The following is a 23,743-nucleotide window of genomic DNA, read 5'->3' on the forward strand; positions in this document are numbered from 1 at the left end:
CGACCGAAGGGATCCCGGGGGGATCAGGGGGCGGTCGGCCCGTCGTTCGTCGTGTACAGGCGCATGCCCCGCATGGTCAGGGTCCCGCCGAACTGCCCCGCCTGGATGACGGACACGTCCGTGAAGAACACCTCGGGCAGGTCGAGCGGCGGCGGGGACTCGGGCGAGAAGACGATCGGGATGACCCCGAACAGCTTGCCCTCAAGGCGCTCGGTGTACATCGTCACGGTGCCGCCGCGGAAGGTCGAGACGGACCCCGGGTCGGTGGCGACGTGGTGGCGAACGGCGCTCTCGCCGTCCACGATCTGGTGCAGGTCGCCGATGTCCACCATCTCGGCCGTGAACTTGAGCGCCTGCTTCACCGTGCCGTTGGCCGTGGGGATGTTGACGACACCGTGGTAGTCGAGGCCGCTGAGGTCGAGCAGCGTCGCCTCCAGGTACCAGGGGGCGTCGGGCAGCGGCAGGGGCGGCACCTCGTCGACGCCGTCGGCCAACTCCCGCACGGGGCAGGGGAACGGCACCAGGCCGTTCTCGTCGGGCGCGAACGGGTCGGCGGGCTCCTCGGGCACGGGCTCGGGCTCGGGCACGGGCACGGGCTCCGGCTCGGGCTCCGGCTCGGGTGACTCCTCGGCCAGCTCCTCCGCCTGCCGCGACGCCTCCCCGGGGTCGGCGGGCCGCTCGGATTCCCCTGGGGTCTCCGGTGGGCCGGACCCCTCGCCGCCGCCCCCGCCGCTCCGCTCCCCGTCGTCACCCTCCTCGCCCTCGTCGCCCTCGTCGGGGCGGCCGGGGTTGAAGATGTGATCGAGGCCCTGGCCGATGTCGCCGAGACCGTCCCCCAGGCCGTTGCCGAGCCCGTTGCCGAGCCCGTTGCCGAGCCCATGGCCTAGGCCGTTGCCTAGGCCGTTGCCTAGGCCGTTGCCGAGGCCCCCGACCAGGCCCAACGGGTCGCGCGGGTCGGGCTCTTCCTCCGCGGCACCCGGCTGCGCCTCGGGCTCGTCCTCGGGGCGGCCCTCCTCGGGCTCGGCCGACTCCCGGCGCGGGGCGGCGGGTTCGCCCTCCGGCGCGTCCCCCGCGGGCTCCTGCGGCTCCTGGGCGGCCTCGGGCTCCTCCGGCGGGGGTGCGGAGCCCTCGTCCGGCGCGGGCTCCTCCTCGGGCGCCTCCCGCTCCTCCTCGGGCTCTTCCTCCGCGGCACCCGGCTCCCCCTCGGGCTCCTCCTCGGGCTCCTCCTCGGGCTCGGCGTCGGGGAGTTCGACGCAGGAGTCGCCGCGGAAGGGGTTCTCCGGCTGCGGGTCCGCCTTCGCCAGGGGCGAGGTGAAGCCCATGCCCAGGAGCGCGGCCGACGGCATCGCCGCCAGGGCTATCGCCTTGCCCACCGGCATGTGGAGCCGCCGCAGCAGCGATCTACGCGCGGAGCCGTGCCGGGGCCCCTCCTCCGCCATGGCCACCGGAGCTATGTCGTCACTCGGCACGTCGCATCCCCTTCCCCGCATCCCTCACGCCCTCGGGTGCGGTCCCTTCGAAGCCCGCCAGCGCGCTGCCCGTCCCGGGCGGCGTCTCTCTCGCCTCGGAGCGGACCGGCTCCGCCTGCGCGCCCCGCGCCCCGTCCGCCTTGGCCGTGGTCCTCTCCCCCGGCACCCACGCCACGCTCATGCCGCCACCGATGAGACCAAACAGGTAACCCACCACAAAACCACCGAAATTGGACACGATCAGCGAGACCAGGGCCAGCAGGATCGCCGCAACGCCCGCGAATATTCGGACGTGCGGCTGGAACCACATGGTCAGCCCGAGCACGACCAGCAGGACGCCGATGACCAGGGACCCGGCGCCCGCCGTGGTGGCCATGCGGATCGTCAGATCGCCGAAGGTGACGTACCGGTAAGGGAAGTAGCTGATGGGCAGCCCGGCGATCATGGTGAAGAGCCCGGCCCAGAACGGCCGACCCCACCGGAAGTGACGGAAGCCGACACGGACCCGGGTGAGGATCGAAGCGATGGACAGTCCCTCGGTGTTGGTGCTCACAGCACGTACTCCCCTGGTGGCACGGTTCAGTAGCGGGATGCACGATACGGTGGCCGGCCGCGCGGCCCGCGCGGCGATCGGCCCCCGGGGCGAAGACGGCACTCCGGCTCCGCCCCAGGCGACGACTACGCCGTCAGAAGCATTCGTTCTCGCCTCTGTGCAGACTCAGGCTGAGATCGCTGAGCTTGAACGTGCCGGCCGAAGTGGCCCAGGCGGTCTGCTGGATACCCGTGAGCACCGCACGGTCGGCCTGCTGCGCGAACGAACCGGGCACGGTGTCGCCCGTCGGGGTCGGTCCCTTGGTGGTGTCGTCGACGCTCACACCGATGTCGATGTTGGTGAACTCGGCATCGGCGTTGAGCTGTTCGAGGTCGATGAACAGGTTCTCGGCCTCCACCGGATTGCCGGGGTCGGTCCCGGCGCGGATCCTGACGGTGACCTCCCCGAGGAACGGAATCCCCGGAATCACCACCGACTGGCAGAGGTCGGTGATGTCGGCGCTGTCGAACGCCGACACCGCGACGGCCCGAGGCTCGCCCCCGGCAGGCCGGACGACCGTGCCGTACTGGACGAAACCCTCGCCGATCAACTCATCGGCGCTGACCTTGAACTCCTGACCCGACACGGCGAACGAAGCGGCGAGCGCGCCCTGGGAGAGCGCGACGCCGATGACTGCTGTCGCGGCCACGCTCGGCACCATGACCAGCCCGAAACGCCGCCATCTGGTGCCGCCGCGAGCCTGTGACTCCATGACTTTCCTCCTTCTCGGACGAACATCTCCGTACGGCGGGCCGATCTGCGGTCAGCAGGCGTCCTGCGTGGCGGAGAGGAGAAGCACGTTGTCACCGGACTGCACCCCGGAGACAGCCACTGGCCGCCATGGGGGTAGCGCGGCTCGCAGGGACCAGGTCCCGCCGGCTGACGGGAACCCCCCTGATCCGAGGCCGACGCGTGGCTCCATCGGCTTGGCCGATCGTGGTGCATCTCACGGATTCACACAAGGGGTTCATTACCAGCCGGTAATAGCGGTGTGGCCATCCGGTGGAGAACGCCCCCCGTTCCGCACGCAGGGCACCCATCCGCGAATGACCCACGGGAGAACCAATCGGACGTAACCCCTGGGAAACATCCGCCGGGCATCACACAATGTGATGGCGGCCACGTTTGCCAAGCTTTGGTAAAGCGTGGCCGCCGTACTGTTGATGAGGGACAGTCGGCTCAGAAGAGCACGCGCGCCAGGGCGCCGCGCGCGGCGACCACCCTGGGGTCATCGGCGCCCACGACCTCGAACAGCTCAAGGAGCCGCAGCCGCGCCGTGTCGCGGTCGTCGCCCACCGAGCGCTGCACCGCGCCGACGAGCCTGCCGAACGCGTCCTCGACATGGCCGCCGAGCAGGTCGATGTCGGCGACGGCCAACTGGGCCGCGATGTCGTCGGGGCGCTCGGCGGCGTCCTTGCGCACCCGCTCCGCGTCCACGTCCCGCACCCGGCTCAGCAGCTGCGCCTGGGCGAGGCCGAGCTTGGCCTCCTCGTTCGCGGGCTCGTCGGACAGGACGTTCTGGTAGGCGGTGATGGCGCCGCCGAGGTCGCCCGAGTCGAGCGCGGCGTGGGCGGCGGCCAGCGCGGGGTTGTCGGGAACGGCGGGCGCGGCCTGCTGCGCCTCGGCCGCGGCCCGCGCCCGCTCAGGGTCGACCGGGGCGCCGACGATGCCGAACCGCTGCTCGGCGGCGGCGATCAGCTGGTCGAGCACCTGGCGGACCTGCGGCTCGGGCGCGGCGCCCTGGAAGAGGGGCAGCGCCTGCCCGGCGATCACCGCGAAGACGGCGGGGATGCCCTGCACGCCGAACTGCTGGAAGAGCGTCTGGTTGGTGTCGACATCGATCTTGGCGAGCACGAACCGCCCCGCGTACTCGGCGGCCAGCCGCTCCAGGATCGGGCTCAGCTGCCTGCACGGCTGGCACCAGTTCGCCCAGAAGTCGATGACGACCGGCACCTCGGCGCTCCGCTGGATCACGTCGCGCTCGAAGCCCGCCTCGTCGACGTCGATCACCAGCGACACCTCGGCCGCCTGCTGCCCGCCGTCGGACTGGGCCGCCGCCCGCTGAGCGCGGGCCTGCTCGGCCTTCTGCTTGGCCTCTGCGGCCGCCTTCACCGCGGAGAGGTCAACGGCTCCGCTCATGGACACATTGCGTGGCTGCATGGGACCAGTCTCCCCCCTCCGCGAGCCGTTCGGGTACGGCCCCCGGCCCGAGCGTCACCGGCGCCCGCGCCGGGGCCCGCACCGGGGCCCGCACCGAAGGGCATCAGAAGCCCACCGGCTCGGTCCAGGTGCCCCACTCCTCCCGCAGGACGCCGCAGATCTCGCCGAGCGTCGCCTCGGCGCGGACGGCGGCGAGCATGGGCTCGATCATGTTCGCGCCCGAACGGGCCGCGCCGAGCAGCCCGTCGAGACCGGCGCGCACCGCGGCCTCGTCGCGCCCGGCGCGCCGGTCGGCCAGGGCGCGCGCCTGCTCGCGCTCCACCTCGTGGCTGACGCGGAGGATCTCCAGGTCCCCGGTGACGGACCCGGTGTGGGCGTTGACGCCGACGACGCGCTTGTCGCCCTTCTCGAGGGCCTGTTGGTAGCGGAACGCGGACTCCGCGATCTGCCCGGTGAACCAGCCGTCCTCGATGCCGCTGAGCAGCCCCGAGGTGATGGGCCCCACGGGGAAGCGCCCGTCGGGGACGGCGCGATGGCCGCGCTCGGCGATCTCGGCGAAGATCTTCTCGGCGTCCGCCTCGATCCGGTCGGTCAGCTGCTCGACGTACCACGAGCCGCCCAGCGGGTCGGCGACGTTGGTGACGCCGGTTTCCTCCATGAGCACCTGCTGCGTGCGCAGCGCGATCTCGGCGGCGCGCTCGCTTGGCAGGGCCAGGGTCTCGTCCAGGGCGTTGGTGTGCAGGGAGTTGGTGCCCCCGAGGACGGCGGACAGCGCCTCGACGGCGGTGCGCACGACGTTGTTGTACGGCTGCTGGGCGGTCAGCGAGACGCCGGCGGTCTGGGTGTGGAAGCGCAGCCACTGCGCCCGCTCCGAGGTCGCGCCGTAGACGTCGCGCATCCAGCGGGCCCAGATCCGGCGCGCCGCGCGGAACTTGGCGATCTCCTCGAAGAAGTCGAGGTGCGCGTCGAAGAAGAAGGAGAGCCCCGGCGCGAAACGGTTGACGTCCAGGCCCCTGCTGAGCCCCAGCTCCACATAGCCGAAGCCGTCGGCCAGCGTGTAGGCCAGCTCCTGCGCGGCCGTGGCCCCGGCCTCCCTGATGTGGTACCCGGAGACCGAGAGCGGCTTGTACGCGGGGACGCGCTCCGCGCAGAACTCCATCAGGTCGCCGATCAGCCGCAGATGCGGCTCGGGCGCGAACAGCCACTCCTTCTGCGCGATGTACTCCTTGAAGATGTCGGTCTGGAGCGTGCCGTCGAGCGTGGCGACGTCCACGCCCTGCCGCTCGGCCGCGACCAGGTACATGCAAAAGAGCGGGACGGCGGGGCCGCTGATCGTCATCGACGTGGTGACCTCGCCCAGCGGGATGCCGCGGAAGAGGATGTCCATGTCGGCGGCCGAGTCGATGGCCACCCCGCAGTGGCCCACCTCGCCGAGCGAGCGCGGGTCGTCGGAGTCGCGGCCCATCAGGGTCGGCATGTCGAACGCCACGGAGAGCCCGCCGCCGCCCGCGGCGAGGATCATGCGGTACCGCTCGTTGGTCTGCTCGGCGTTCCCGAAGCCGGCGAACTGGCGGATCGTCCACGTCCTGCCGCGGTACCCGGTGGGGTAGAGGCCGCGGGTGAACGGGAACTCCCCGGGCCAGCCGATGCGCTCGAAGCCCTCGTAGCGGTCGGTCGGGCGCGGTCCGTACACGGGCTCCACGGGGTCGCCGGAGAGCGTGGTGAAGTCGGCGTCCCGGGTGCGGGCCGCGTCAAAGCGGGCCTGCCAGCGTCGGCGGCCCGCCGCGATGTCGTGTCCTTCCATGCCGCCAAGTTACTTGGACGTCCTAGTAAATGTCGAGCCGAACGCCCCCGGAGAACCGGGGGCGGCGCCCTGGCTACGCGCCGACCGGCTGGGCTGGCTGGTCGTCGGCGTCGATCAGCGGCGCGACCTCGGCCCTGATCCGCCGCTCGACGAGGAACGCCGCGAACGGGATCGTCCCCGAGAGCAGCACCCAGAGCAGCTTGCCGAACGGCCAGCGGGCCTTCTGCCCGAGGTCGAACGCGAACACCAGGTAGACCATGAACAGCAGGCCGTGCGCCTGGGAGACCATGAGGGTGAGGTCCTCGCCCCGGTCGAAGCCGTACTTGAAGACCATGCACGTGCACAGGACCAGCAGCATCACCGCGGTGACATAGGCCATGACGCGGTACCGCGTGAGCACACTCCGTTTCATGCGGGCGAGCCTATCGGGTCAATCGGGGCGATCCTCCCCTGCCCCCGCGCTCGCGGGGGCCCCATCGAAGTCCTTGGCGGCCACCCGCAGCGGGCGCAGCAGCGCGAAGATCTCCCGGCACTCGTCGGCGTCGTAGGCGCCGAGGCCGAAGTCCATCCCCATCAGGTCCCGGGTCGCCGCCTCGCACACCCGACGCCCCTCCTCGGTGATGGAGGCGAGCGTGCCGCGGCCGTCGTTGGGGTTGGGGCGCTTGGTCACCAGGCCCGAACGCACCAGGCGGTCGATCGTGTTGGTGACGGACGTGGGGTGGACCATGAGACGCTCGCCGATCTTGGACATGGGCAGCTCACCCGCCCTGCTGAAGGTCAGCAGGACCAGCGCCTCGTACCGGGCGAACGTGAGCCCGTACGGCTTGACCACCGCGTCGACCTCGGCGAGCAGGATCTGGTGGGCCCGCATGATCGAGGTGATCGCGGCCATGGACGGCACAGAACCCCAGCGCCGTTCCCACAGGTCGTCGGCGCGGGCGATCGGATCGAAGGGCAGACTGAGCGGCTTGGGCACGTCGGTGACCCTACCGGCTTAGTCATACCGGCCGCGGTGCCGCTGCCCGCAGGCCACGTTCCGTCATGGCACGATGACGCCATGTACGGCCCCCTCCGCCGTCTCGCGCGGCTCGGCTCCCCGTCCGTCGTCCTGCTCGGCGTCCTGGCCATCGGCTGCTCCCTCGGGGGCGGGGGGTCTCCGCGCGGCCCCGCCGAGGGGGCGAGCGGCGCCGCGGGCGCGGAGTCGGGGACGTTCTGGGTGGACCCGGAGAGCCCCGCCGCCCGGCAGGCGCGGGAGTGGGAGGGCGAGGGGCGCGCCGATGACGCCGCGCTCGTGCGCCGCATCGCGGAGCAGCCGCTGGCGACCTGGCCCCCCGGCGAGCGGGACCCGGCCCCCCGGGTGCGGGCGGTCACGGAGGCGGCCTCCGATGCGGGCAGGACGGCCGTGCTGGTGGCGTACAACATCCCGCACCGCGACTGCGGCCGGTACTCGCGGGGCGGGGCGGCGGACGGGGCGGCGTACGAGCGGTGGATCGGGGCGTTCGCCGGGGCGATCGGGGACGCGGAGGCGGTCGTGGTGCTCGAGCCCGACGCGGTGCCGCACACGGCCGATGGCTGCACGGACCCCCGGTATGTCGAGGAGCGCTTCGCGCTGCTCGCCGCCGCGGTGGACGCCCTCAAGGCCGGGGAGAACACCCGCGTCTACCTGGACGCGGGCAACCCCGGCTGGGGCACGGAACCCGACCGGCTCGCGGAGGCGCTTGGGCGCGCGGGGGTGGCGCGCGCGGACGGCTTCGCGCTGAACGTGGCCAACTTCCAGACGCTCGACGCCAGCACCGCCTATGGCCGCGAGCTCTCGGGGCTGCTCGGCGGCGCCCACTTCGTCGTCGACACCAGCCGCAACGGCAACGGCCCCTTCGATGGCGACGCCGAGCCCTGGTGCAACCCGCCTGGCCGCGCCCTTGGCACCCCGCCCACCACCGAGACGGGGGACCCGCTCGTCGACGCGTATCTGTGGGTCAAGCGGCCGGGCGAGTCCGACGGCGAGTGCCGCGGCGGGCCGCCCGCGGGGCGCTGGTGGCCCGAGTACGCGCTCGGCCTGGCGCGCGAGGCGGCCCGCGGCCCGCGTTGAGCCTCACGCGCCGCCGATCTGGAGCCACTTCGCCTCGGACGGCGTTCCCTCGGCGTCGGTCGCGAAGAGCATGTACCAGCCGGGCGGCGCGAGTGAGGGGTCGTCGGGGAGGGTGAACGTGGCCTCGCCCGCGCCGCGTTCGCCGTCGAGCCGGACGTCGAGCCGGATCGAGCGCTGCTCGACGTCGGTGGTGTGGGTGACGGCGCTCGGCCGCATCAGCCGGGCCCCTGCGATCCGCTCGGGGTGGTCGGTGGCGAACGTCACGGCGGTGCCGAGCGCCGCGCGCTCGGGCCCCGCGCCCAGCGTGGGCCTGGTCTCCTCGCGTCCGCCCTTGAGATAGGGCGGGGTGTAGACCTCGATGCGCTTCTCGAACTCGCCCGTGCGCGTGCCGTTCCTGTCGCCGAACAGCGGGTCGGAGCCGAACGTCGCCACCCGCCCGTCGGGCAGCAGCAGCGCCTCGGAGTGGTAGTTGCGGCCGACGGTGGGGGCGGCGGCGGGGCGGAAGGCGTTGGCCTTCGGGTCGTAGAACTGGGCCTTGAGGATGTCGCTTTCGCCGCGGCCCCGGTAGCCCTCGGAGCCACCCGAGGTGAAGACGGTGTCATCGGGCAGGATCACGCTGCTGAGGTAGCGGGTGCCCTGGGGCAGCGGGGGCCCGTCGCGGTAGGCGGGGCTCTCCTCGTCCAGGTCGATGAGCGCGGTGCGCCCGGTGGACTTCTCGGACTCGCCGACCCCGCCGCCGCCCAGCACCATGAACCGCTGGTCCTGGGCGGGGGGCAGCAGGAGCGAGGCCGACGTCTCCAGCTGGTCGGGGTCGCTGAGGCCGCCGACCTCGGTGAACGTGTTGGTGTCCAGGTCCCACAGGCCAGGCTCGCGGCCCTTGTCTGCGGGCCCGTAGCCCGCGTTGGAGCCGGTGTAGAAGATCTCGCCGCCCCGGGTGAGGAAGAGCGCGGGGTAGGTGGGGAAGTAGCGCTCGGGCCCCGGCGACCAGGTCTTGGTCGCGGGGTCGTAGATCTCGTTGACGCCGGGGACGACCTCGCCGATCTCGTCGAGGCCCGAGACGGTCAGCACCCGGCCGTCGGGCAGCGTCGTCAGCGTGGGGTACCAGCGGGCCTCGGCCATCCGGTTGACCGGGACGTACCGCTCGGCCTCGGGGTCGAACTCGTAGGCGGCGTCGATGCCCTGGAAGTCCTGGTCGTCCAGGGTGAGGGGGCCCGCGAGGCCGTAGAGGTTGTCGGCGTCGGCGCCGGTGAGGCCGACGACGCCATACTGGGCCGCGTCCTTTGTCACGCCCTTCTCGCCCTCGTCGGCGGCCACCACGAAGACCCTGGCCTCGCTCGCGGTGACCTCCGCCCCGCCGCCCGCGGCGCGCTTGGTGGCGGGGGGCACGGTGACGGGCGCCTCGGTCACATACTCCCGGCCCGAAGGCGAGCGCAGCCTGGTGCCCTTGGGGAGGTCGTGCCCGCGGTCGGGGTCCTCGTTCTTCAGCAGCATCGCCCCGCCCGCGCGGGTGACGGCGTCGCCGAGCACCTCGTAGCGTGCCGTGCCCCCGGCGACCAGCAGCCTGCCGTCGGGCAGCGCGGCGTGCCCGGCGCAGAAGAGGTCTTCGGGGGTGGGCACCTCGCTGAACGTGTTCTTGTCGGGGTCCCACAGGACCGAGCGGAAGGAGCCCGCGTCGAACTCCTCCTGCTTGTTGCCCGAGCCCGCGATGAGCAGCACCTTCCCGGTGCGCAGCAGGGCGGCGTGGATGGCGTTGGTCCTGAACTCCTCGGGCACGTCCACGACGTCCCACGCGCCGTACTCGGCCTGGTAGCCGGGGCGCGATACGCGGTACTCGTGGATCCGCTCCTGCGCGAAGCTCAGCGCGGCCGGGGCGTTGAGCGCGGCGAGCAGCAGCGCGATGCCGGTGCCCGCGGCGGTCTTCCTGGTGCGGCTGCTCGGGCGGTACCTCATGCGTCAGCTCCCACGGGTCGGCGCGGCGTTTCCGGTGCGGGGGTCGGGGCGGGGGCGTCGGGGGTCCTGGACCGGCCGAACCACCACAGCGCGGCGGGCGCGACGGCGACCGCGAGGGCGATCAGCGCCCAGGTGCGCAGGGCGGCGTGGGTGTGCCCCAGGGCGAACGACGCGATCAGCGCACCGGCGAGCAGCCCCGCCCAGAAGAGGTGAAGGCGGAACGTCGCGGGGCTGTCCTGGCTCACGGCGCCGCCCTTGGGGGTGACCACGAACCCGCCGCGGCGGCGCAGCACGGCGTCGAGCAGCGAGCGGGCGTAGACGGGCGCGGAGAGCGCGGACATGAGCATGCCCGCGGCGCCCGATGACCCCGCGGGCTCGTGCGGGGAGACGTTGTGGCGGCGGTTCCAGACGTAGAGGCCGATCTGGAGGGCGGCCACGTCGCTGTAGAGCATCATCCACACCGACGAGGTGACCTGGGTGCCCGAGGCGCCGAGCAGGAGGTAGAGCGTGCAGCCGAGGGCGCCGAGCGTCCAGGTGAGGGCGGCCATGGGGTAGAAGGCGAGCATGAGGGAGTAGTGGAACGCCGACCCCGCGCGGTGGCGGCGCTGCCCGCGGGCGCACTGGCGCAGGATCGTCTCGCAGGTGCCGCGGGACCAGCGATGCTGCTGGGAGAAGAAGTCGGTCCACGAGGACGGGCCCTCGCCGACCGCGAGCACGTCGGGGGTGTAGACGGAGCGCCAGCGCTCGCCTGTGGCGGGGTTGGTGGCGCGGTGCAGCTCGAAGCCGGTGGCCATGTCCTCGGTGACGGAGTCAACGAGGCCGCCGATGTCCTTGAGCGCGCAGACGCGGACGGCGTTGTTGGTGCCGACGAGCATCGGCGAGCCGTAGCGGTTCCCGGCCCGCTGGACGAGGGCGTGGAAGAGGAACTGCTGGCTCTCCGCCGCCTTGGTGACCGGGGCGGTGTAGTTGCCGTAGACCTGGGGCCCGACGACGAACGCGACGTCGGGGTCGCGGAAGTAGCCGAGCATCCGCTCCAGGTAGTCGGGGAGCGGGACGTGGTCGGTGTCGACGGAGGCGAAGAAGTCGTAGTCGTCGCCGTGGGCGTCGAGCCAGGCGTTGTAGTTGCCGTGCTTGGTGCGGGCGCGGTGCGGCCCGGTGGGCTGGTTCCAGCGGGCGACGCCCCTGCGGCTGAAGTGGCGCACGCCGAGCTCGGCGCACAGCGCGCGGGCGGCCACGTCGTCGCCCTCGTCGAGCAGCCAGATGTCGAGCGGGCCCTGGTGCCGCAGCAGGACCGCGGCCTCAAGGGTGGCGCGCACCATGGAAAGCGGCTCCTTGCCCGGCACGAACGTCGTCAGGAACGCCACCCGCGTCCCGGTCTCGGGCACGACGGGCACCGGGTCGCGGGCGACCAGGGTGGCGTGCGCGACGGAGACGACGTTGACGAGCCGGAACAGCTCGACCAGGCCGACGCTCACGAGCATCACGGCGTCGGCGGCCAGCAGCCACCCGGGGGCCCCTTCCCTGTCGGTCCAGTGGTCGGGGTGGATCAGCCAGACGAGCAGCACCGCGGAGAGCAGCGGCGCGAGCGTCATCAGGAGGGCGGCTCGTATGTGGTGCGGCTCGCGCGAGATGAGGGTCCGGTACCCGACCCGGTAGCCGGGGCCCGGCTCGGTGAGGGGGCCCGCGAGGCGGCTGAACGTCTCGTAGTCGTAGGCCGGACGCCGCACGGTGCCCTCCTCGGACGGGTGCAGAAACGACAAAGGCCACGGAAGTGACGTCTCAACGACACGTCAGGGCCGTGGCTCTGTCGAACGGGAGGGGTCCGAGCGGGGGAGGGCGTCCGCTGCCCGGGGCAGGCGGCCGGGAGACGGGCCGCGTGTCAGCCTTCCGGGTCGGTGAAGGGCGGGGTCAGGCGTTGACGACGCCCTCGCGGCGGGCGCGCGCCGCGATGACCGCGTCCTCCTGCGCCCTCCGCAGCCGCCGCTCGGCGAAGAAGCCGCCGACGGGCAGGACGGACATCAGGAAGTACCAGGCCGCGGTCGGCAGCGGCCACTTGGCGCGGTTCCAGGCGTCGGCCCAGAACAGCACGTAGAGGATGAAGAGGAGGCCATGGATGGCGCCCATCACGGGGACGGCGTCGAAGTCGGTCGTCCGCCTGAGGACGGAGCAGACCAGGAGCACCAGGAAGGAAACCGCCTCGGGGGCGGACACCAGCCGGAGCCTGCGCAGGGCGGAGGCGGTCTTGAGGTCCATGGGTCCCGATTGTCGCAGCCCCGAAACGGATCAATCAGGGCGGGTCCCCGGCGTTGGCTAGAGTGCCGGTATGGACACGGAAAGCGGCACCACCCGCTGGCTCAGCGAGTCGGAGCAGCGCGCCTGGCGCACCCATCTGGAGGTCAGCAAGCTGCTCACGCACCGCCTCGAGCGCGATCTCCAGCCGTTCGGCCTGACCATGAACGACTACGAGATCCTGGTGATCCTCTCCGAGTCGGACGAGCGCCGCATGCGCATGAGCGACCTGGCCGCAGGGACGCTCCAGTCCAAGAGCAGGCTGTCCCACCAGATCACGCGCATGGAGCGCGCGGGCCTGGTCCGCCGCGAGGACTGCGACTCCGACAAGCGCGGCCTCTTCGCCGTCCTGACCGAGCGCGGCTGGGAGACGATGCGCGAGGTCGCCCCGCACCATGTGGCGTCCGTCCGCCGCCACTTCGTGGACCTGCTCACCCCCGACGACCTCCAGGCGCTGCGGCGCTCCCTGACCCCGGTGGCCGAGCACCTGCACCGCGAGCGCGGCCGCCTGTGAACGCTCCGGCGAGCGTCCGGGAGAACGTCCTGGAGAACGTCCTGGAGAACGCCCCGGCCTAGGCCGCCTCGCCCACGTCGTCGGGGTCGCCGCCGGGGCGCGGGGCCGCCGTGCCGAGGGGCAGGCGCAGGGCGAACAGCGCGCCGCCCTCGGGGGCGGCGCCCGCCGTGAGCGTTCCGCCGTGCCGCGTGGCCACGTCGCGGGCGATCGCCAGGCCGAGCCCCGCGCCGCCCTCGTCCCTGCCGCGGGCGTCGTCGAGGCGGACGAAGCGCTGGAAGATCCGCTCCCGGTCGGCCTCGGGCACCCCCGGCCCGTCGTCGGCGACCTCGAGCACCGCGTCGGCGCCCTCGGCGCGCAGTGAGACCCGCACGGCGGAGGCGGCGTGCCGCTGGGCGTTGTCCACCAGGTTGGCAAGGACGCGCGAGAGCTGACCGGCCGAGCCCGAGACGGTCGCCTCGCCCAGCTCGGCCAGGCGGACGGGGTGCCGGTCCCCGACGCGCTGGTCGAGCTCCTCGGCGACCAGCTCGGCGAGGCCGACCGTTCCGGCGAGCGGGCGCTCGCCCGCGTCGAGCCTGGCGAGCAGCAGCAGGTCGGCGGCCAGCGCCTGGAGGCGCACGGTGTCCTTGACCGCGCCCGGCAGGTCGAGCAGCTCGGGGTGGGCCTCGCCGACCTCGAGCTGGGTGCGGAGCGAGGCGATCGGGCTGCGCAGCTCGTGCGAGGCGTCGGCGACGAAGCGCCGCTGCCGCTCGACGGACGCCTCGAGCGCGGCGAGCGTCTCGTTGGTGGTGACGGCGAGGCGCCCGATCTCGTCCCTGGTCTCCGGCTCGGGAACGCGGCGTGAGAGGTCTTCGGAGTGGGTGATGGCCGCCATCTCGCGGCGGATTCCCTCGACCGGGCGGAACGCGCGGCGGGTCGTCAGCCACGTCACGCCGCCGACGACCGCGACCAGCGCGGGCACCCCGGCGAACATCGAGGTGCGGACGCTGTCCACGGCCGCCTGCTCGACGCTGAGCGGGGCACCGGCGAAGACGATGGCCTCCGTGCCGCTCGGCATCGTCACCTCGACCGCGGCGAAGCGGTACTCCTCGCGCTCGCCCCTGACGGTCGCGGCGCCGTTGATGAGACCGATCTCCTCGTCCATCTCGCCGGGCGGCAGGCCGTCCTCGCCGCCGTCCACCTCCTCGTCGTCGCTGTCGCTGTCGTCGCCGTCCTCGTCATCGTCGTCGTCGCTGGCGTCATCGTCGTCGTCGCTGGCGTCATCGTCGCTGGCGTCGTCGTCGTCGGCCCTGGCCGCGGCGGTGGTGACGGGCGGCGGCTCCTCGTCGACGTCGACGTCGGTGCTGCGTGTGCCCCAGATCGCGTCAAGCCCTTCGGTGACCGCGATGGCGGTGTCGTCCGAGCGGTCGATGACCTGCACGGGGCCGCGCAGCCCTTCGAGGCGCAGCTCCTCGGGGGCGACGCCGGTCCCCAGCTGCCCCGCGACGTCGCGGCCGTCGGCCTCGGCCTGGAGGTCGACGCGGTCGACCATCTCGCGCTCGAGGAGCGCCACCATCAGGATCCCCGCGGTGACCAGCGCGACGGCCACCACCAGGGTGGCGCCGAACGCGGCCCGCGCCCGCACGCTAGCCATGGGACGTCACCATCCGGTATCCGGCGCCGCGCACGGTGGCGATGAGCCCGGGGCCCAGCTTCCTGCGCAGCGCGCTGACATAGACCTCGACGATGTTGGGGTCGCCGTCGTAGGCGAAGTCCCAGCCGTGTTCGAGGATCTCCGCCTTGGAGACCACCTCGCCCGCGCGCGTCGCCAGATACTCGAGCACCGTGAACTCCTTGGCCGTCAGCCCCACTTCCGTTCCGCCCCTGCGCACCCTGCGGGTCGCGCGGTCGACCGTCAGGTCGCCCACGCGCAGCTCGGGGGACGCGCCCCTGCCGCCGCGCCGCCGCAACAGGGCCCGCACGCGCGCCACGAGCACCACATAGGAGAACGGCTTGGTCAGGTAGTCGTCGGCGCCCGTGTCGAGCCCCTCGGCCTCGTCGTACTCCCCGTCCTTCGCGGTGAGCATGAGGATGGGCGTCTCGTCGCCCGCGGCGCGCAGGGCGGCGCACACGCGGTAGCCGTTCATCCCCGGCAGCATGATGTCGAGCACGATCAGGTCGTAGGCGCCCTCGGTGGCCCGGTGCAGCCCGTCGGTGCCGGTGTGCACGACATCGACGGCGAAGCCCTCGGCGGTCAGTCCCTGGGCCAGGGACCGGGCGAGGCGCTTCTCGTCCTCAACAATCAGCACGCGCATGGAGCAAGCTTGGCAAATCCTTCCTGAAGAAGACTTCAGGGACCTTCAGCTCCGCTTCAGCAACGGTCGGACATGGTTGTTCCCGTCGGACAGCACAGAGCACGACAACACGGGAGGAACCCCATCATGACGCGCAACCTCATCATCGCGATCGTCGCGGCGGGCGCCGTCATCGGCGGCGGCACGCTGGCGGGCGCCGCGATGAGCTCGGACGACCAGGAGCCCGCGTCCGCCGCGCTGGACGACCTGAACGTCGCCGACGCGGCGAGCGGTGACGACGGCGCGGACGACACCGGGGGCGACGACGCCACCACGGACGACGGGGGCTCGGGCTCGGTCGCCGAGCAGGCGGTGGCCACCGCGGTCGCCGAGGTCCCCGGGGTCGTCACGGAGATCGAGCGCGACCACGACGACGGCAGGCGCGGCTGGGAGATCGACGTCTTCGGCGACGACGAGCAGTGGTACAAGCTCCTCGTCAGCGAGGACGGCACCGAGGTCGTGAACGCCCGGGCCGACGACGACGATGACGACGACGACCGGGACGACGACGACGGCCGGGACGGCCGGGACGACGACGACGGCCGGGACGACCGGGACGACGACGATGACGACCGCACGGCGGCCAGCAGCCTGCTCGCCGACGGCTCGCGGATCGACGCGGCGCAGGCGATCCGCCTGGCCGAGGAGCACACCTCGGGCACCCTGCGCGAGGCGGACGTGGAGAACGGGCACTGGAAGCTGGAGCTGCGCACGGACGACGGCGCGGAGCGCGAGATCCGCATCAGCCTGGCCTCCGGCGAGATCACGGACCAGGGGCATGACGACGACTGGGACGACGACGATGACGACGACGACGACCGGGACGACGACGACGGCCGGGACGACCGGGACGACCGGGACGACGACGATGACGACGACGACCGGGACGACGACTGACGCCCCGTGAGAACGGCCCGTCCCTTCACCTCCGCGAAGGGACGGGCCCCGTCATGCGCGAAGCAAGCGAAAAACAAGCCCACGAAGAGTAACCCTCGCCGGTAACCCACGGTCACCACCCCACCGAACGCCACAGGCAACCGCGCGCGAAGCGCGGCCACCGGCCCCACCACAACGCGCCCGCACGCGCCCCACAACCCCGGCCACAACGCGCGAAACCGCCGGAGGCTACCGCCTCAACGCCAACACCAGCTCGTCCGCCGCCGTGTACGGGTCCGTCGTGCCCGCGGTCACGCGTTCCGCCAGTGCCGACAGGCGCGCATCGCCGCGGATGTCGCCGATCCGTTCGCGCAGTGCCGTCACCGCGATCGTCTCGATCTCCCACGCCGCCCGCCGCGCCCGCCGCTCGGCCAGCACGCCGCGCTCCTCCATCCACGCCCGGTGCTTCTCCAGCGCCTCGACGACCTCGTCCATGCCCTCGCCGCGCGCGGCGACCGTCTTGACCACCGAGGGGCGCCAGTCGCCCGGCGCGCGGGCCTCGCCGAGCCCCAGCATGTGGTGCAGCTCGCGGACGGTGGCGTCGGCGCCGTCGCGGTCCGCCTTGTTCACCACGAAGATGTCGCCGATCTCCAGGATCCCCGCCTTCGCCGCCTGGATCCCGTCGCCCATGCCCGGCGCGAGCAGCACGACCGACGTGTCCGCCTGGGCCGCGATCTCGACCTCGGACTGGCCGACGCCCACCGTTTCCACGAGGACCACGTCGCAGCCCGCGGCGTCGAGCACCCGCACGGCCTGGGGCGCCGCCCAGGCCAGGCCGCCCAGGTGTCCCCTGGTCGCCATCGAGCGGATGTAGACGCCGGGGTCGGAGGCGTGCTCGCCCATCCGGATCCGGTCGCCGAGCAACGCGCCGCCCGAGAACGGCGACGACGGGTCGACGGCGAGCACCCCGACCCGTTTCCCCGCCCGCCGATAGGCGCTCACCAGGGCCGAGGTCGAGGTGGACTTGCCCACGCCAGGCGGGCCGGTCAGGCCCACGACATAGGCGTGCCCCGTGTGGGGCGCCAGCGCGGCCATCACCTCGCGCAGCCGCGGCGACGCCCCCTCGACCAGGGAGATCAGCCGGGCCACCGCCCTGGGCCGCCCGTCGCGCGCGCCCGCCACCAGCTCGGGCACCCCGGCCGTGCGCCACCGGCTCACCGGCGCGTCACCTCCGGGGCACGCGCAGGATCAGGGCATCGCCCTGGCCACCGCCCCCGCACAGCGCCGCCGCGCCCGTGCCGCCGCCGCGCCGCCCGAGCTCGAGCGCCAGGTGCAGCGCGAGCCTGGCCCCCGACATGCCGATCGGGTGGCCGAGCGCGATGGCCCCGCCGTTCACATTCACCTTTTCGAGGCCCACGCCCAGGTCCTTGGCGGACTGGACGACGACCGCCGCGAACGCCTCGTTGATCTCGATCAGGTCGAGGTCGTCCACGCCGATGCCCTCGCGGGCCAGCGCCTTCTCGATGGCGCGGGACGGCTGGGAGTGGAGGGAGGAGTCGGGTCCCGCGACGTTCCCGTGCGCGCCGATCTCGGCGATCCACGTCAGGCCGAGCTCCTCGGCCTTCGCCCGCGACATCACGACCACGGCAGCCGCACCGTCGGAGATCGGTGACGAGGAGCCCGCGGTGATCGTGCCCGCGCCGTCCACGGGGAACGCGGGGCGCAGCCGCGCCAGCGCCTCCTCGGTGGTGTCGGGGCGGAGGCCCTCGTCCGCCGAGAACACCACGGGCTCGCCCTTGCGCTGCGGGATGGTGACCGGGGCGATCTCGGCGTCGAACAGGCCGTTCTTCCGCGCCGCGGCGGCCCGCTGGTGCGAGGCGGCGGCGACCGCGTCCTGCTCCTGGCGCGTGATGCCGAGCCTGGTGTTGTACCGCTCGGTGGACGCGCCCATGGCGATGCCGTCGAACGAGTCGGTCAGCCCGTCGTGGGCCATCGAGTCGAGCACCTCGATCGCGCCGTACTTCGTGCCCTCGCGGGACGCGGGAAGCAGGTGCGGGGCGTTCGTCATGGACTCCTGGCCGCCCGCGACGACCACGTCGAACTCGCCCGCGCGGATGAGCTGGTCGGCCAGGGCGATGGCGTCGAGCCCCGAGAGGCACACCTTGTTCACCGTGAGGGCGGGGACGGTCATCGGGATGCCCGCCTTCACCGCGGCCTGGCGCGCCGGGATCTGGCCCGCCCCCGCCTGGAGGACCTGGCCCATGATCACGTACTGCACCTGCTCGCCCGTGATCCCGGCCCGCCCGAGGGCCGCCTCGATGGCGAAGCCGCCGAGCTCGGCGCCCGAGAACGGCTTCAGCGCGCCGAGCAGCCTGCCCATCGGCGTCCTGGCCCCCGCCACGATCACGGAGGAGTTACTGTCGGTCGCTACCATGGTGCTCCCTCTTCCCATTTCACGATACAGAGCGTGACGCCGCACGTCACCGGCGCGTTCTTGTGACTGTACGCACGTTGCGCGCGCCCCCTCAATGACGATGCACTAGGGGGATGTTGACGCGCATCGATCACATCGGGATCGCCTGCTTCGATCTCGACGCCACCGTCGAGTTCTACCGCGCCACCTACGGTTTCGAGGTGTTCCACTCCGAGGTCAACGAGGAGCAGGGCGTCCGCGAGGCCATGCTGAGGATCAACGGCACCGACGACGGCGGCGCCTCCTACCTCCAGCTCATCGAGCCGGTCCGCGAGGACTCGCCGGTGGCCAAGTGGATGGCCAAGAACGGCGAGGGCGTCCACCACATCGCCTTCGGCACCGCCGACGTGGACGGCGACTCGGAGGCGATCAGGGACAAGGGCGTGCGCGTCCTGTACGAGAAGCCGAGGCGCGGCTCGATGGACTCGCGGATCACGTTCCTGCACCCGAAGGACTGCCACGGCGTCCTCACCGAGCTCGTCACCTCGGCCACACCGGAACCATCCGGTGATCCTGAGGCCCACTGACGTGAGCTGCCCCGGCCGGTAGAGTGGCCGAGCCGGGGCTGCGGGCTTTTTCCGCGTCCCGTGTTCGGCCGATCACCGGATCTGCTTTTTCACGACCAGGGGACGGATGGGACCGCGCGGTGCCGGGCTACGACGCCTATCAGGCTGAGGACCACCTCTCGCAGTTCGAAGCCGAGATGGAGCGGCTGAAGAAGGAGCGGGACAAGGCGGTCGACCACGCCGACGACCTCGGCTACCAGGTCGAGGTGCTGCGTGCCAAGCTGCACGAGGTGCGCAGGGCGCTCGCCCTGCGCCCGGTCTACGGCGACATCGCGGGCCACGCCGAGCAGGTCCTGCGCACCGCACAGCACCAGGCCGACCAGATGCGCGTGGAGGCCGAGCGCGAGCTGCGCGACGCCAGAACGCGCTCCCAGCGGGTCATCCAGGAGCAGGCCGAGCACCGCGCCCGCATGGAGTCCGAGCTGCACGCCGAGGCCGTGGGGCGGCGCCAGCGCCTCGACGAGGAGCTGGCCGAGCGGCGCGCCACCGTCGAGTCCCACGTCAACGAGAACGTCGCCTGGGCCGAGCAGTTGCGGGCCAGGAGCGAGTCCCAGGCCAGGCGGCTGATCGAGGAGACCCGCGCGGAGGCCGAGCGGACCGTCGCCCAGGCCAGGACCGAGGCGCTGCGGCTGACCGACGAGGCGCGCCAGCGGATGGCGGCCGAGGCACAGGCGGCGCGGGCCGAGGCCGACGAGCTGGTGCGCAGGGCGCGGGCGGACGCCGAGCGGCTGCTGACGGCGGCGTCGGCGCAGGCCCAGGAGGCGACCGAGCACGCCGAGCGGCTGCGCAGCACCACGGCCCAGGAGACGGACAGCGGGCGCCGCGAGGCCGCGGCGCTGGTCCGCAAGGCGGAGGAGCGGGCCCAGGAGGCGGCCACCGCGCTGCGCACCGCGCGCGACGAGGCCGAGCGGCTGCTCGCCGAGGCCACCGCCGAGGCGGACAAGCGCAGGGGCAGCGCCGAGACGGAGTACGAGCAGCGCACCGCGACCGCCAAGGCCGAGGTCGCGCGCATGGTCTCTGAGGCCACGCGGGACGCCGAGAGCCGCAGGACCGAGGCCCAGCACGTGCTCGACGAGGCGCGGGCGCGGGCCGAGCGCATCGCGTCGGAGGCGGCCGAGGAGGCCAGGTCCAAGTCGGCCGAGGAGTACGCCGCGCAGCTCGCCGAGGCGGCCCGCACCGCCGAGGACGTGCTGACCAGGGCCGCCGAGGAGGCCAAGGCCACCACAAGGGCGGCCACCGAGGAGGCCGAGCGGCTGCGCGCCGAGGCCGAGGCTGAGGCGGACCGGCTGCGCGCCGAGGCGCACGACGTCGCCGAGCAGCTCAAGGGCGCGGCGCAGGACGACACGAAGGAGTACCGCGCCAAGACGGTCCAGCTCCAGGAGGAGGCGCGGCGGCTGCGCAGCGAGGCCGAGCAGGCGCGCGCCGATGCCACCGAGGAGGGCGAGCGCGTCAGGGCGGACGCGCGCCGCGAGGCGGTCGCGCAGATCGAGCAGGCCGCGGCGAGCGCCGAGGAGCTGCTGACGCAGGCGAAGGCGGACGCCGAGGAGCTGCGTTCCTCCGCGTCGGCCGAGAGCGAACGCGTGCGCACCGAGGCCATCGAACGCGCCACCACCCTGCGCAACCAGGCCGAGCAGGCGCTCAAGAAGGCCAGGGCCGAGGCGGAGCAGCAGCGCGCCGAGGCAGGGCAGCACGCCGAGCGGACCACGCAGGAGGCCGAGGAGACCGCGCGCCGGATGCGCGCGGAGGCGCGCGAGGCGGCGAAGGCGGACCGCGAGGCGGCGACGGCCGAGCTTGAGCGGCTGCGCACGGAGGCCGAGGGGCGGGTCGCGGCGGCCGAAGAGGCCGTGGCGGCGGCGCGGGCCGAGGCGGAGCGGCTGCGTTCGGAGGCCAACGCCGAGGTCGAGCGGCTGCGGGCCGAGGCGGGCGAGCGGATCAGGGCGCTCACCGAGCAGGCCGAGCGGTCCGCTCAGGAGGTCAGGGAGGAGGCCGCGTCCGACGCGGCCAGGTTCAGGGCCGAGGGCGAGGAGCTCGCGGTCAGGCTGCGCGGCGAGGCGCTGGCCGAGGCGGACCGGCTGCGCGAGGAGGCCGCGTCGGCGGCCGACCGGGTGCGGGCGGACGCGGGCGCCGCTGCGGAGCGCACCGCCGCCGAGGCGGCGGGCACGCTGGCGGCGGCGCGCGAGGAGGCGGCGCGCCTGCGGTCCGAGGCCGACGCGTTCCTCGCGGACGCGCGCGACGCCGCGCACCGGGAGCGGGCGCAGGCGCGGGAGAAGAGCGACGAGCTGCTCGCGGCGGCCAGGGCCAGGATCGACGACGCCGAGCGCAGGGCCGAGACGCTGGTGGCCGCGGCCGAGCACAAGGCGCAGCAGGTGCGGGACTCCGTCAGCGGGCTGCGCGACGAGGCCGAGGCGGAGATCGCCACGCACCGCGCGGAGGCGGAGCGCGAGGCGGCCCGCGTGCTGCGGGAGTCGGCCGAGGAGAAGGAGGCCGCGGCCGCGCTCGCCGAACGGACCGTCAAGGAGGCCATCGCCGAGGCCGACCGGGTGCGGGCCGCCGCCGAGGAGGCGGCGGAGCGGACGCGCGCGGAGGCCGACGCCCTCCAGGACAGGGCCCGCAGGGAGGCCGCCCGCAAGCGCGGCGACGCCGCGGCGCAGGCCGACGAGCTGCTGGCGAAGGCTCAGGAGGAGGCGCTGCGCATGGCGTCGGCCGCCGAGGAGCAGTCGGACACGATGGTCGCGGCCGCCCGCAAGGAGTCGAGCCGCATCATCGGCGAGGCCCAGGAGGCGGCCGGCGAGCTGGTCGAGAGGGCCCGCGTGGACGCCAACCAGCTTCTCGAGGAGGCCCGCAGGGACGCGGCGGCGATCCGCGAGCGCACCGAGCGGCAGCGCACCAGGGTCGAGGCGGAGATCGAGGAGCTGCACGATCGGGCGCGGCGCGAGTCGGCCGAGCAGGCGAGGACCGCGGGCGAGCGCGTCGACAAGCTGATGAAGGCCGCGGAGGACCAGCGCGCCGAGGCGAACGCCGCGGCCGACAAGCTGCTCTCCGAGGCCAACTCCGAGGCGAGTAAGGTACGTATCGCCGCGGTGAAGAAGGCGGAGGCGCTGCTCAAGGACGCCGAGCGGCAGCGTTCAGTGGTGCTGCGCGAGATCCAGCAGATGCGCGCCGACGCCGAGCGGGAGGCCAAGCGCACGGTGGAGGAGGGCAAGCGTGAGCTGGAGAAGCTGGCCCGCAGGCGTGCGGACATCAACGCCGAGATCTCCCGGGTACAGGACGTGTTGGAGGCCCTCGAGTCGTTCGAGGCGCCCAAGCCCGGCAAGGGCGCGGGGGCCAAGGGCGGCGCCAACGGCACCGTCGCGGCGGGCGCCGGGGCCAGCAGGCCGGGCGGGAAGCGTTCGGGCGGCTGACGCGGAAAGGCGACTGGGCCATTCGCCTGAACACCGGCTTGAGGGTAATGAGCGGAAGAGGCGAACATTCTCCACGGAGAAGCCGGATCCGCTCGAAGACACGCCGGTTCGCCCCCTAGGATGATGCCCCCGAGGGCATGGACCCGTCTCCATCGAAGACTGAGGAGCTCGACCTCGTAGCGCTGAACGCCCAGGCCCATCACTTCAACTCACTCACCCGTCTGATTTCGACAGGAACCCCATGAGCGACACATCCTCCCCCTTCGGCTTCGAGCTCGTGCGGCGCGGGTACGACCGCGGTCAGGTGGACGACCGCATCTCGAAGCTCGTTGCCGACCGCGACAGCGCACTTGCTCGTATCACCTCCCTGGAGAAGCGGATCGAGGAGCTCCACCTCGAGACGCAGAACGCCCAGGCCGCCATCTCCGACTCCGAGCCGTCCTACGCCGGCCTCGGCGCCCGGGTCGAGAAGATCCTGCGCCTCGCCGAGGAAGAGGCGAAGGACCTGCGCGAGGAGGCCCGCAGGGCCGCCGAGCAGCACCGCGAGCTGGCCGAGGGGGCGGCCCAGCAGGTGCGCAACGACGCGGAGTCGTACGCGGCGGAGCGCAAGGCCAAGGCCGAGGAAGAGGGCTCTCGCATCGTCGAGAAGGCCCAGGGCGAGGCGGCCGCCACCCGGGCCGAGGCCGAGAAGGACGCGCAGAACAAGCGCGAGGAGGCCGACGCCCTCTTCGAGGACACCCGCGCCAAGGCGGCCCAGGCCGCGGCCGACTTCGAGACGAACCTCGCCAAGCGCCGCGAGCAGTCCGAGCGCGACCTGGCCTCCCGTCAGGCCAAGGCCGAGAAGCGCCTCGCGGAGATCGAGCACCGCGCCGAGCAGCTGCGCCTTGAGGCCGAGAAGCTGCGCACGGACGCCGAGCGCCGGGCCCGCCAGACGGTGGAGACCGCGCAGCGGCAGGCCGAGGACATCGTGGCCGACGCCAACGCCAAGGCCGACCGGATCCGCAGCGAGTCCGAGCGCGAGCTCGCGGCGCTCACCAACCGCCGCGACAGCATCAACGCCCAGCTGACCAACGTCCGCGAGATGCTGGCCACCCTGACCGGCGCTCAGGTCGCCGCCGCCACCCTGGGCGACGACGACGCCGACGAGGGCCTGACCAAGGGCGTTCCGGCCCAGCAGTCCCGCTGACGGCCCCTCGGCTCACTCCACCGGCGCAGGGGCCGCCGCCTTCA

Annotated in this window: 20 protein-coding genes; 6 read left to right on the plus strand and 14 right to left on the minus strand. The window is 73.1% G+C overall.

What is annotated here, in order from left to right; translation table 11 throughout:
* Positions 1-23 precede the first annotated feature (23 nt).
* From DEH69_RS08035 to DEH69_RS08065, 7 genes are all read right to left on the minus strand, one after another.
* A complete protein-coding gene (locus DEH69_RS08035; protein ID WP_147255472.1) occupies positions 24-1,469 on the minus strand; it encodes a hypothetical protein in 1,446 nt (481 codons plus the stop codon).
* A complete protein-coding gene (locus DEH69_RS08040) occupies positions 1,459-2,022 on the minus strand; it encodes a DUF6114 domain-containing protein (protein ID WP_181727316.1) in 564 nt (187 codons plus the stop codon). The genes DEH69_RS08035 and DEH69_RS08040 overlap by 11 nt, the downstream gene beginning before the upstream one ends.
* A 133-nt stretch (positions 2,023-2,155) precedes the next feature.
* Positions 2,156-2,773, minus strand: coding sequence for a DUF6230 family protein (locus DEH69_RS08045; RefSeq protein ID WP_113686203.1), 618 nt, complete (start codon positions 2,771-2,773; stop codon positions 2,156-2,158).
* 467 nt (positions 2,774-3,240) lie between these two features.
* Positions 3,241-4,221: a tetratricopeptide repeat protein gene (locus tag DEH69_RS08050; protein WP_113686204.1), complete on the minus strand. Its 981-nt coding sequence runs from the start codon at positions 4,219-4,221 to the stop codon at positions 3,241-3,243.
* 103 nt (positions 4,222-4,324) lie between these two features.
* On the minus strand, positions 4,325-6,025 hold the full coding sequence (locus tag DEH69_RS08055) for a methylmalonyl-CoA mutase (protein WP_113686205.1): 1,701 nt from the start codon (positions 6,023-6,025) through the stop codon (positions 4,325-4,327).
* A gap of 73 nt (positions 6,026-6,098) precedes the next feature.
* The gene (locus DEH69_RS08060) at positions 6,099-6,437 is read right to left on the minus strand and encodes a DUF3817 domain-containing protein (protein ID WP_113686206.1); all 339 of its coding nucleotides are present in this window, start codon (positions 6,435-6,437) and stop codon (positions 6,099-6,101) included.
* Positions 6,438-6,455: 18 nt separating this feature from the next.
* Positions 6,456-7,001: a MarR family winged helix-turn-helix transcriptional regulator gene (locus DEH69_RS08065; RefSeq protein ID WP_113686207.1), complete on the minus strand. Its 546-nt coding sequence runs from the start codon at positions 6,999-7,001 to the stop codon at positions 6,456-6,458.
* Positions 7,002-7,082: 81 nt separating this feature from the next.
* Here DEH69_RS08065 and DEH69_RS08070 point away from each other — a divergent pair, with 81 nt between their 5' ends.
* On the plus strand, positions 7,083-8,114 hold the full coding sequence (locus DEH69_RS08070) for a glycoside hydrolase family 6 protein (RefSeq protein WP_113686208.1): 1,032 nt from the start codon (positions 7,083-7,085) through the stop codon (positions 8,112-8,114).
* A 3-nt stretch (positions 8,115-8,117) separates the two neighbouring features.
* On the opposite strand, the gene DEH69_RS08075 is transcribed toward DEH69_RS08070, so the two are convergent.
* The 3 genes from DEH69_RS08075 to DEH69_RS08085 all read right to left on the minus strand — a co-directional run bounded on the left by DEH69_RS08075 (position 8,118) and on the right by DEH69_RS08085 (position 12,317).
* Positions 8,118-10,064, minus strand: a complete 1,947-nt coding sequence (locus DEH69_RS08075) for a kelch motif-containing protein (RefSeq protein WP_181727317.1) — start codon at positions 10,062-10,064, stop codon at positions 8,118-8,120.
* Positions 10,061-11,791: a glycosyltransferase family 2 protein gene (locus DEH69_RS08080; protein ID WP_181727318.1), complete on the minus strand. Its 1,731-nt coding sequence runs from the start codon at positions 11,789-11,791 to the stop codon at positions 10,061-10,063. Before DEH69_RS08080 ends, DEH69_RS08075 begins: the two co-directional genes overlap by 4 nt.
* 181 nt (positions 11,792-11,972) lie before the next feature.
* Positions 11,973-12,317, minus strand: coding sequence for a DUF3817 domain-containing protein (locus tag DEH69_RS08085; RefSeq protein ID WP_113686210.1), 345 nt, complete (start codon positions 12,315-12,317; stop codon positions 11,973-11,975).
* Positions 12,318-12,387: 70 nt separating this feature from the next.
* Between DEH69_RS08085 and DEH69_RS08090 the strand changes: the two genes are divergently transcribed.
* The gene (locus DEH69_RS08090; protein WP_113686211.1) at positions 12,388-12,867 is read left to right on the plus strand and encodes a MarR family winged helix-turn-helix transcriptional regulator; all 480 of its coding nucleotides are present in this window, start codon (positions 12,388-12,390) and stop codon (positions 12,865-12,867) included.
* Positions 12,868-12,925: 58 nt separating this feature from the next.
* Here DEH69_RS08090 and DEH69_RS08095 read toward each other — a convergent pair whose 3' ends face one another.
* Together DEH69_RS08095 and DEH69_RS08100 are read right to left on the minus strand one after the other, a co-directional pair.
* Positions 12,926-14,497, minus strand: coding sequence for a cell wall metabolism sensor histidine kinase WalK (locus DEH69_RS08095; protein ID WP_113686212.1), 1,572 nt, complete (start codon positions 14,495-14,497; stop codon positions 12,926-12,928).
* Positions 14,490-15,158: a response regulator transcription factor gene (locus tag DEH69_RS08100; RefSeq protein WP_113686213.1), complete on the minus strand. Its 669-nt coding sequence runs from the start codon at positions 15,156-15,158 to the stop codon at positions 14,490-14,492. Before DEH69_RS08100 ends, DEH69_RS08095 begins: the two co-directional genes overlap by 8 nt.
* A 126-nt stretch (positions 15,159-15,284) precedes the next feature.
* Between DEH69_RS08100 and DEH69_RS08105 the strand changes: the two genes are divergently transcribed.
* The gene (locus tag DEH69_RS08105; RefSeq protein WP_181727319.1) at positions 15,285-16,094 is read left to right on the plus strand and encodes a PepSY domain-containing protein; all 810 of its coding nucleotides are present in this window, start codon (positions 15,285-15,287) and stop codon (positions 16,092-16,094) included.
* 228 nt (positions 16,095-16,322) lie between these two features.
* Here the strand turns inward: DEH69_RS08105 and meaB are convergent, their stop codons facing one another.
* Both meaB and DEH69_RS08115 read right to left on the minus strand, forming a co-directional pair.
* Complete coding sequence (meaB, locus tag DEH69_RS08110) at positions 16,323-17,291, minus strand: methylmalonyl Co-A mutase-associated GTPase MeaB (protein ID WP_258534527.1); 969 nt, start codon at positions 17,289-17,291, stop codon at positions 16,323-16,325.
* A gap of 7 nt (positions 17,292-17,298) precedes the next feature.
* Positions 17,299-18,507: an acetyl-CoA C-acetyltransferase gene (locus DEH69_RS08115; RefSeq protein WP_113686215.1), complete on the minus strand. Its 1,209-nt coding sequence runs from the start codon at positions 18,505-18,507 to the stop codon at positions 17,299-17,301.
* 113 nt (positions 18,508-18,620) lie between these two features.
* Here DEH69_RS08115 and mce point away from each other — a divergent pair, with 113 nt between their 5' ends.
* The 3 genes from mce to DEH69_RS08130 all read left to right on the plus strand — a co-directional run bounded on the left by mce (position 18,621) and on the right by DEH69_RS08130 (position 23,699).
* Entirely contained in the window at positions 18,621-19,073 is a 453-nt protein-coding gene (gene mce / locus DEH69_RS08120) for a methylmalonyl-CoA epimerase (protein WP_113686216.1), read from the plus strand.
* A 119-nt stretch (positions 19,074-19,192) separates the two neighbouring features.
* The gene (locus DEH69_RS08125) at positions 19,193-22,513 is read left to right on the plus strand and encodes a hypothetical protein (protein WP_113686217.1); all 3,321 of its coding nucleotides are present in this window, start codon (positions 19,193-19,195) and stop codon (positions 22,511-22,513) included.
* Between the two features lie 241 nt (positions 22,514-22,754).
* Positions 22,755-23,699 (plus strand): cellulose-binding protein, encoded by a 945-nt coding sequence (locus DEH69_RS08130; RefSeq protein ID WP_113686218.1) that lies wholly within the window; start codon positions 22,755-22,757, stop codon positions 23,697-23,699.
* The last annotated feature ends 44 nt before the right edge of the window (positions 23,700-23,743 follow it).

It is taken from the genome of Streptomyces sp. PT12, assembly GCF_003311645.1.
In the GTDB taxonomy this organism is placed as follows: Bacteria; Actinomycetota; Actinomycetes; order Streptomycetales; family Streptomycetaceae; genus Streptomyces.

Coding starts and splice junctions, on each gene's coding strand:
- DEH69_RS08060 (WP_113686206.1), bottom strand. CDS start 6,437: ATGAAACGGAGTGTGCTCACGCGGTACCGCGTCATGGCCTATGTCACC.
- DEH69_RS08055 (WP_113686205.1), bottom strand. CDS start 6,025: ATGGAAGGACACGACATCGCGGCGGGCCGCCGACGCTGGCAGGCCCGC.
- DEH69_RS08100 (WP_113686213.1), bottom strand. CDS start 15,158: ATGCGCGTGCTGATTGTTGAGGACGAGAAGCGCCTCGCCCGGTCCCTG.
- DEH69_RS08095 (WP_113686212.1), bottom strand. CDS start 14,497: ATGGCTAGCGTGCGGGCGCGGGCCGCGTTCGGCGCCACCCTGGTGGTG.
- DEH69_RS08050 (WP_113686204.1), bottom strand. CDS start 4,221: ATGCAGCCACGCAATGTGTCCATGAGCGGAGCCGTTGACCTCTCCGCG.
- DEH69_RS08070 (WP_113686208.1), top strand. CDS start 7,083: ATGTACGGCCCCCTCCGCCGTCTCGCGCGGCTCGGCTCCCCGTCCGTC.
- DEH69_RS08090 (WP_113686211.1), top strand. CDS start 12,388: ATGGACACGGAAAGCGGCACCACCCGCTGGCTCAGCGAGTCGGAGCAG.
- DEH69_RS08075 (WP_181727317.1), bottom strand. CDS start 10,064: ATGAGGTACCGCCCGAGCAGCCGCACCAGGAAGACCGCCGCGGGCACC.
- DEH69_RS08130 (WP_113686218.1), top strand. CDS start 22,755: ATGAGCGACACATCCTCCCCCTTCGGCTTCGAGCTCGTGCGGCGCGGG.
- DEH69_RS08115 (WP_113686215.1), bottom strand. CDS start 18,507: ATGGTAGCGACCGACAGTAACTCCTCCGTGATCGTGGCGGGGGCCAGG.
- DEH69_RS08105 (WP_181727319.1), top strand. CDS start 15,285: ATGACGCGCAACCTCATCATCGCGATCGTCGCGGCGGGCGCCGTCATC.
- DEH69_RS08085 (WP_113686210.1), bottom strand. CDS start 12,317: ATGGACCTCAAGACCGCCTCCGCCCTGCGCAGGCTCCGGCTGGTGTCC.
- DEH69_RS08045 (WP_113686203.1), bottom strand. CDS start 2,773: ATGGAGTCACAGGCTCGCGGCGGCACCAGATGGCGGCGTTTCGGGCTG.
- mce (WP_113686216.1), top strand. CDS start 18,621: ATGTTGACGCGCATCGATCACATCGGGATCGCCTGCTTCGATCTCGAC.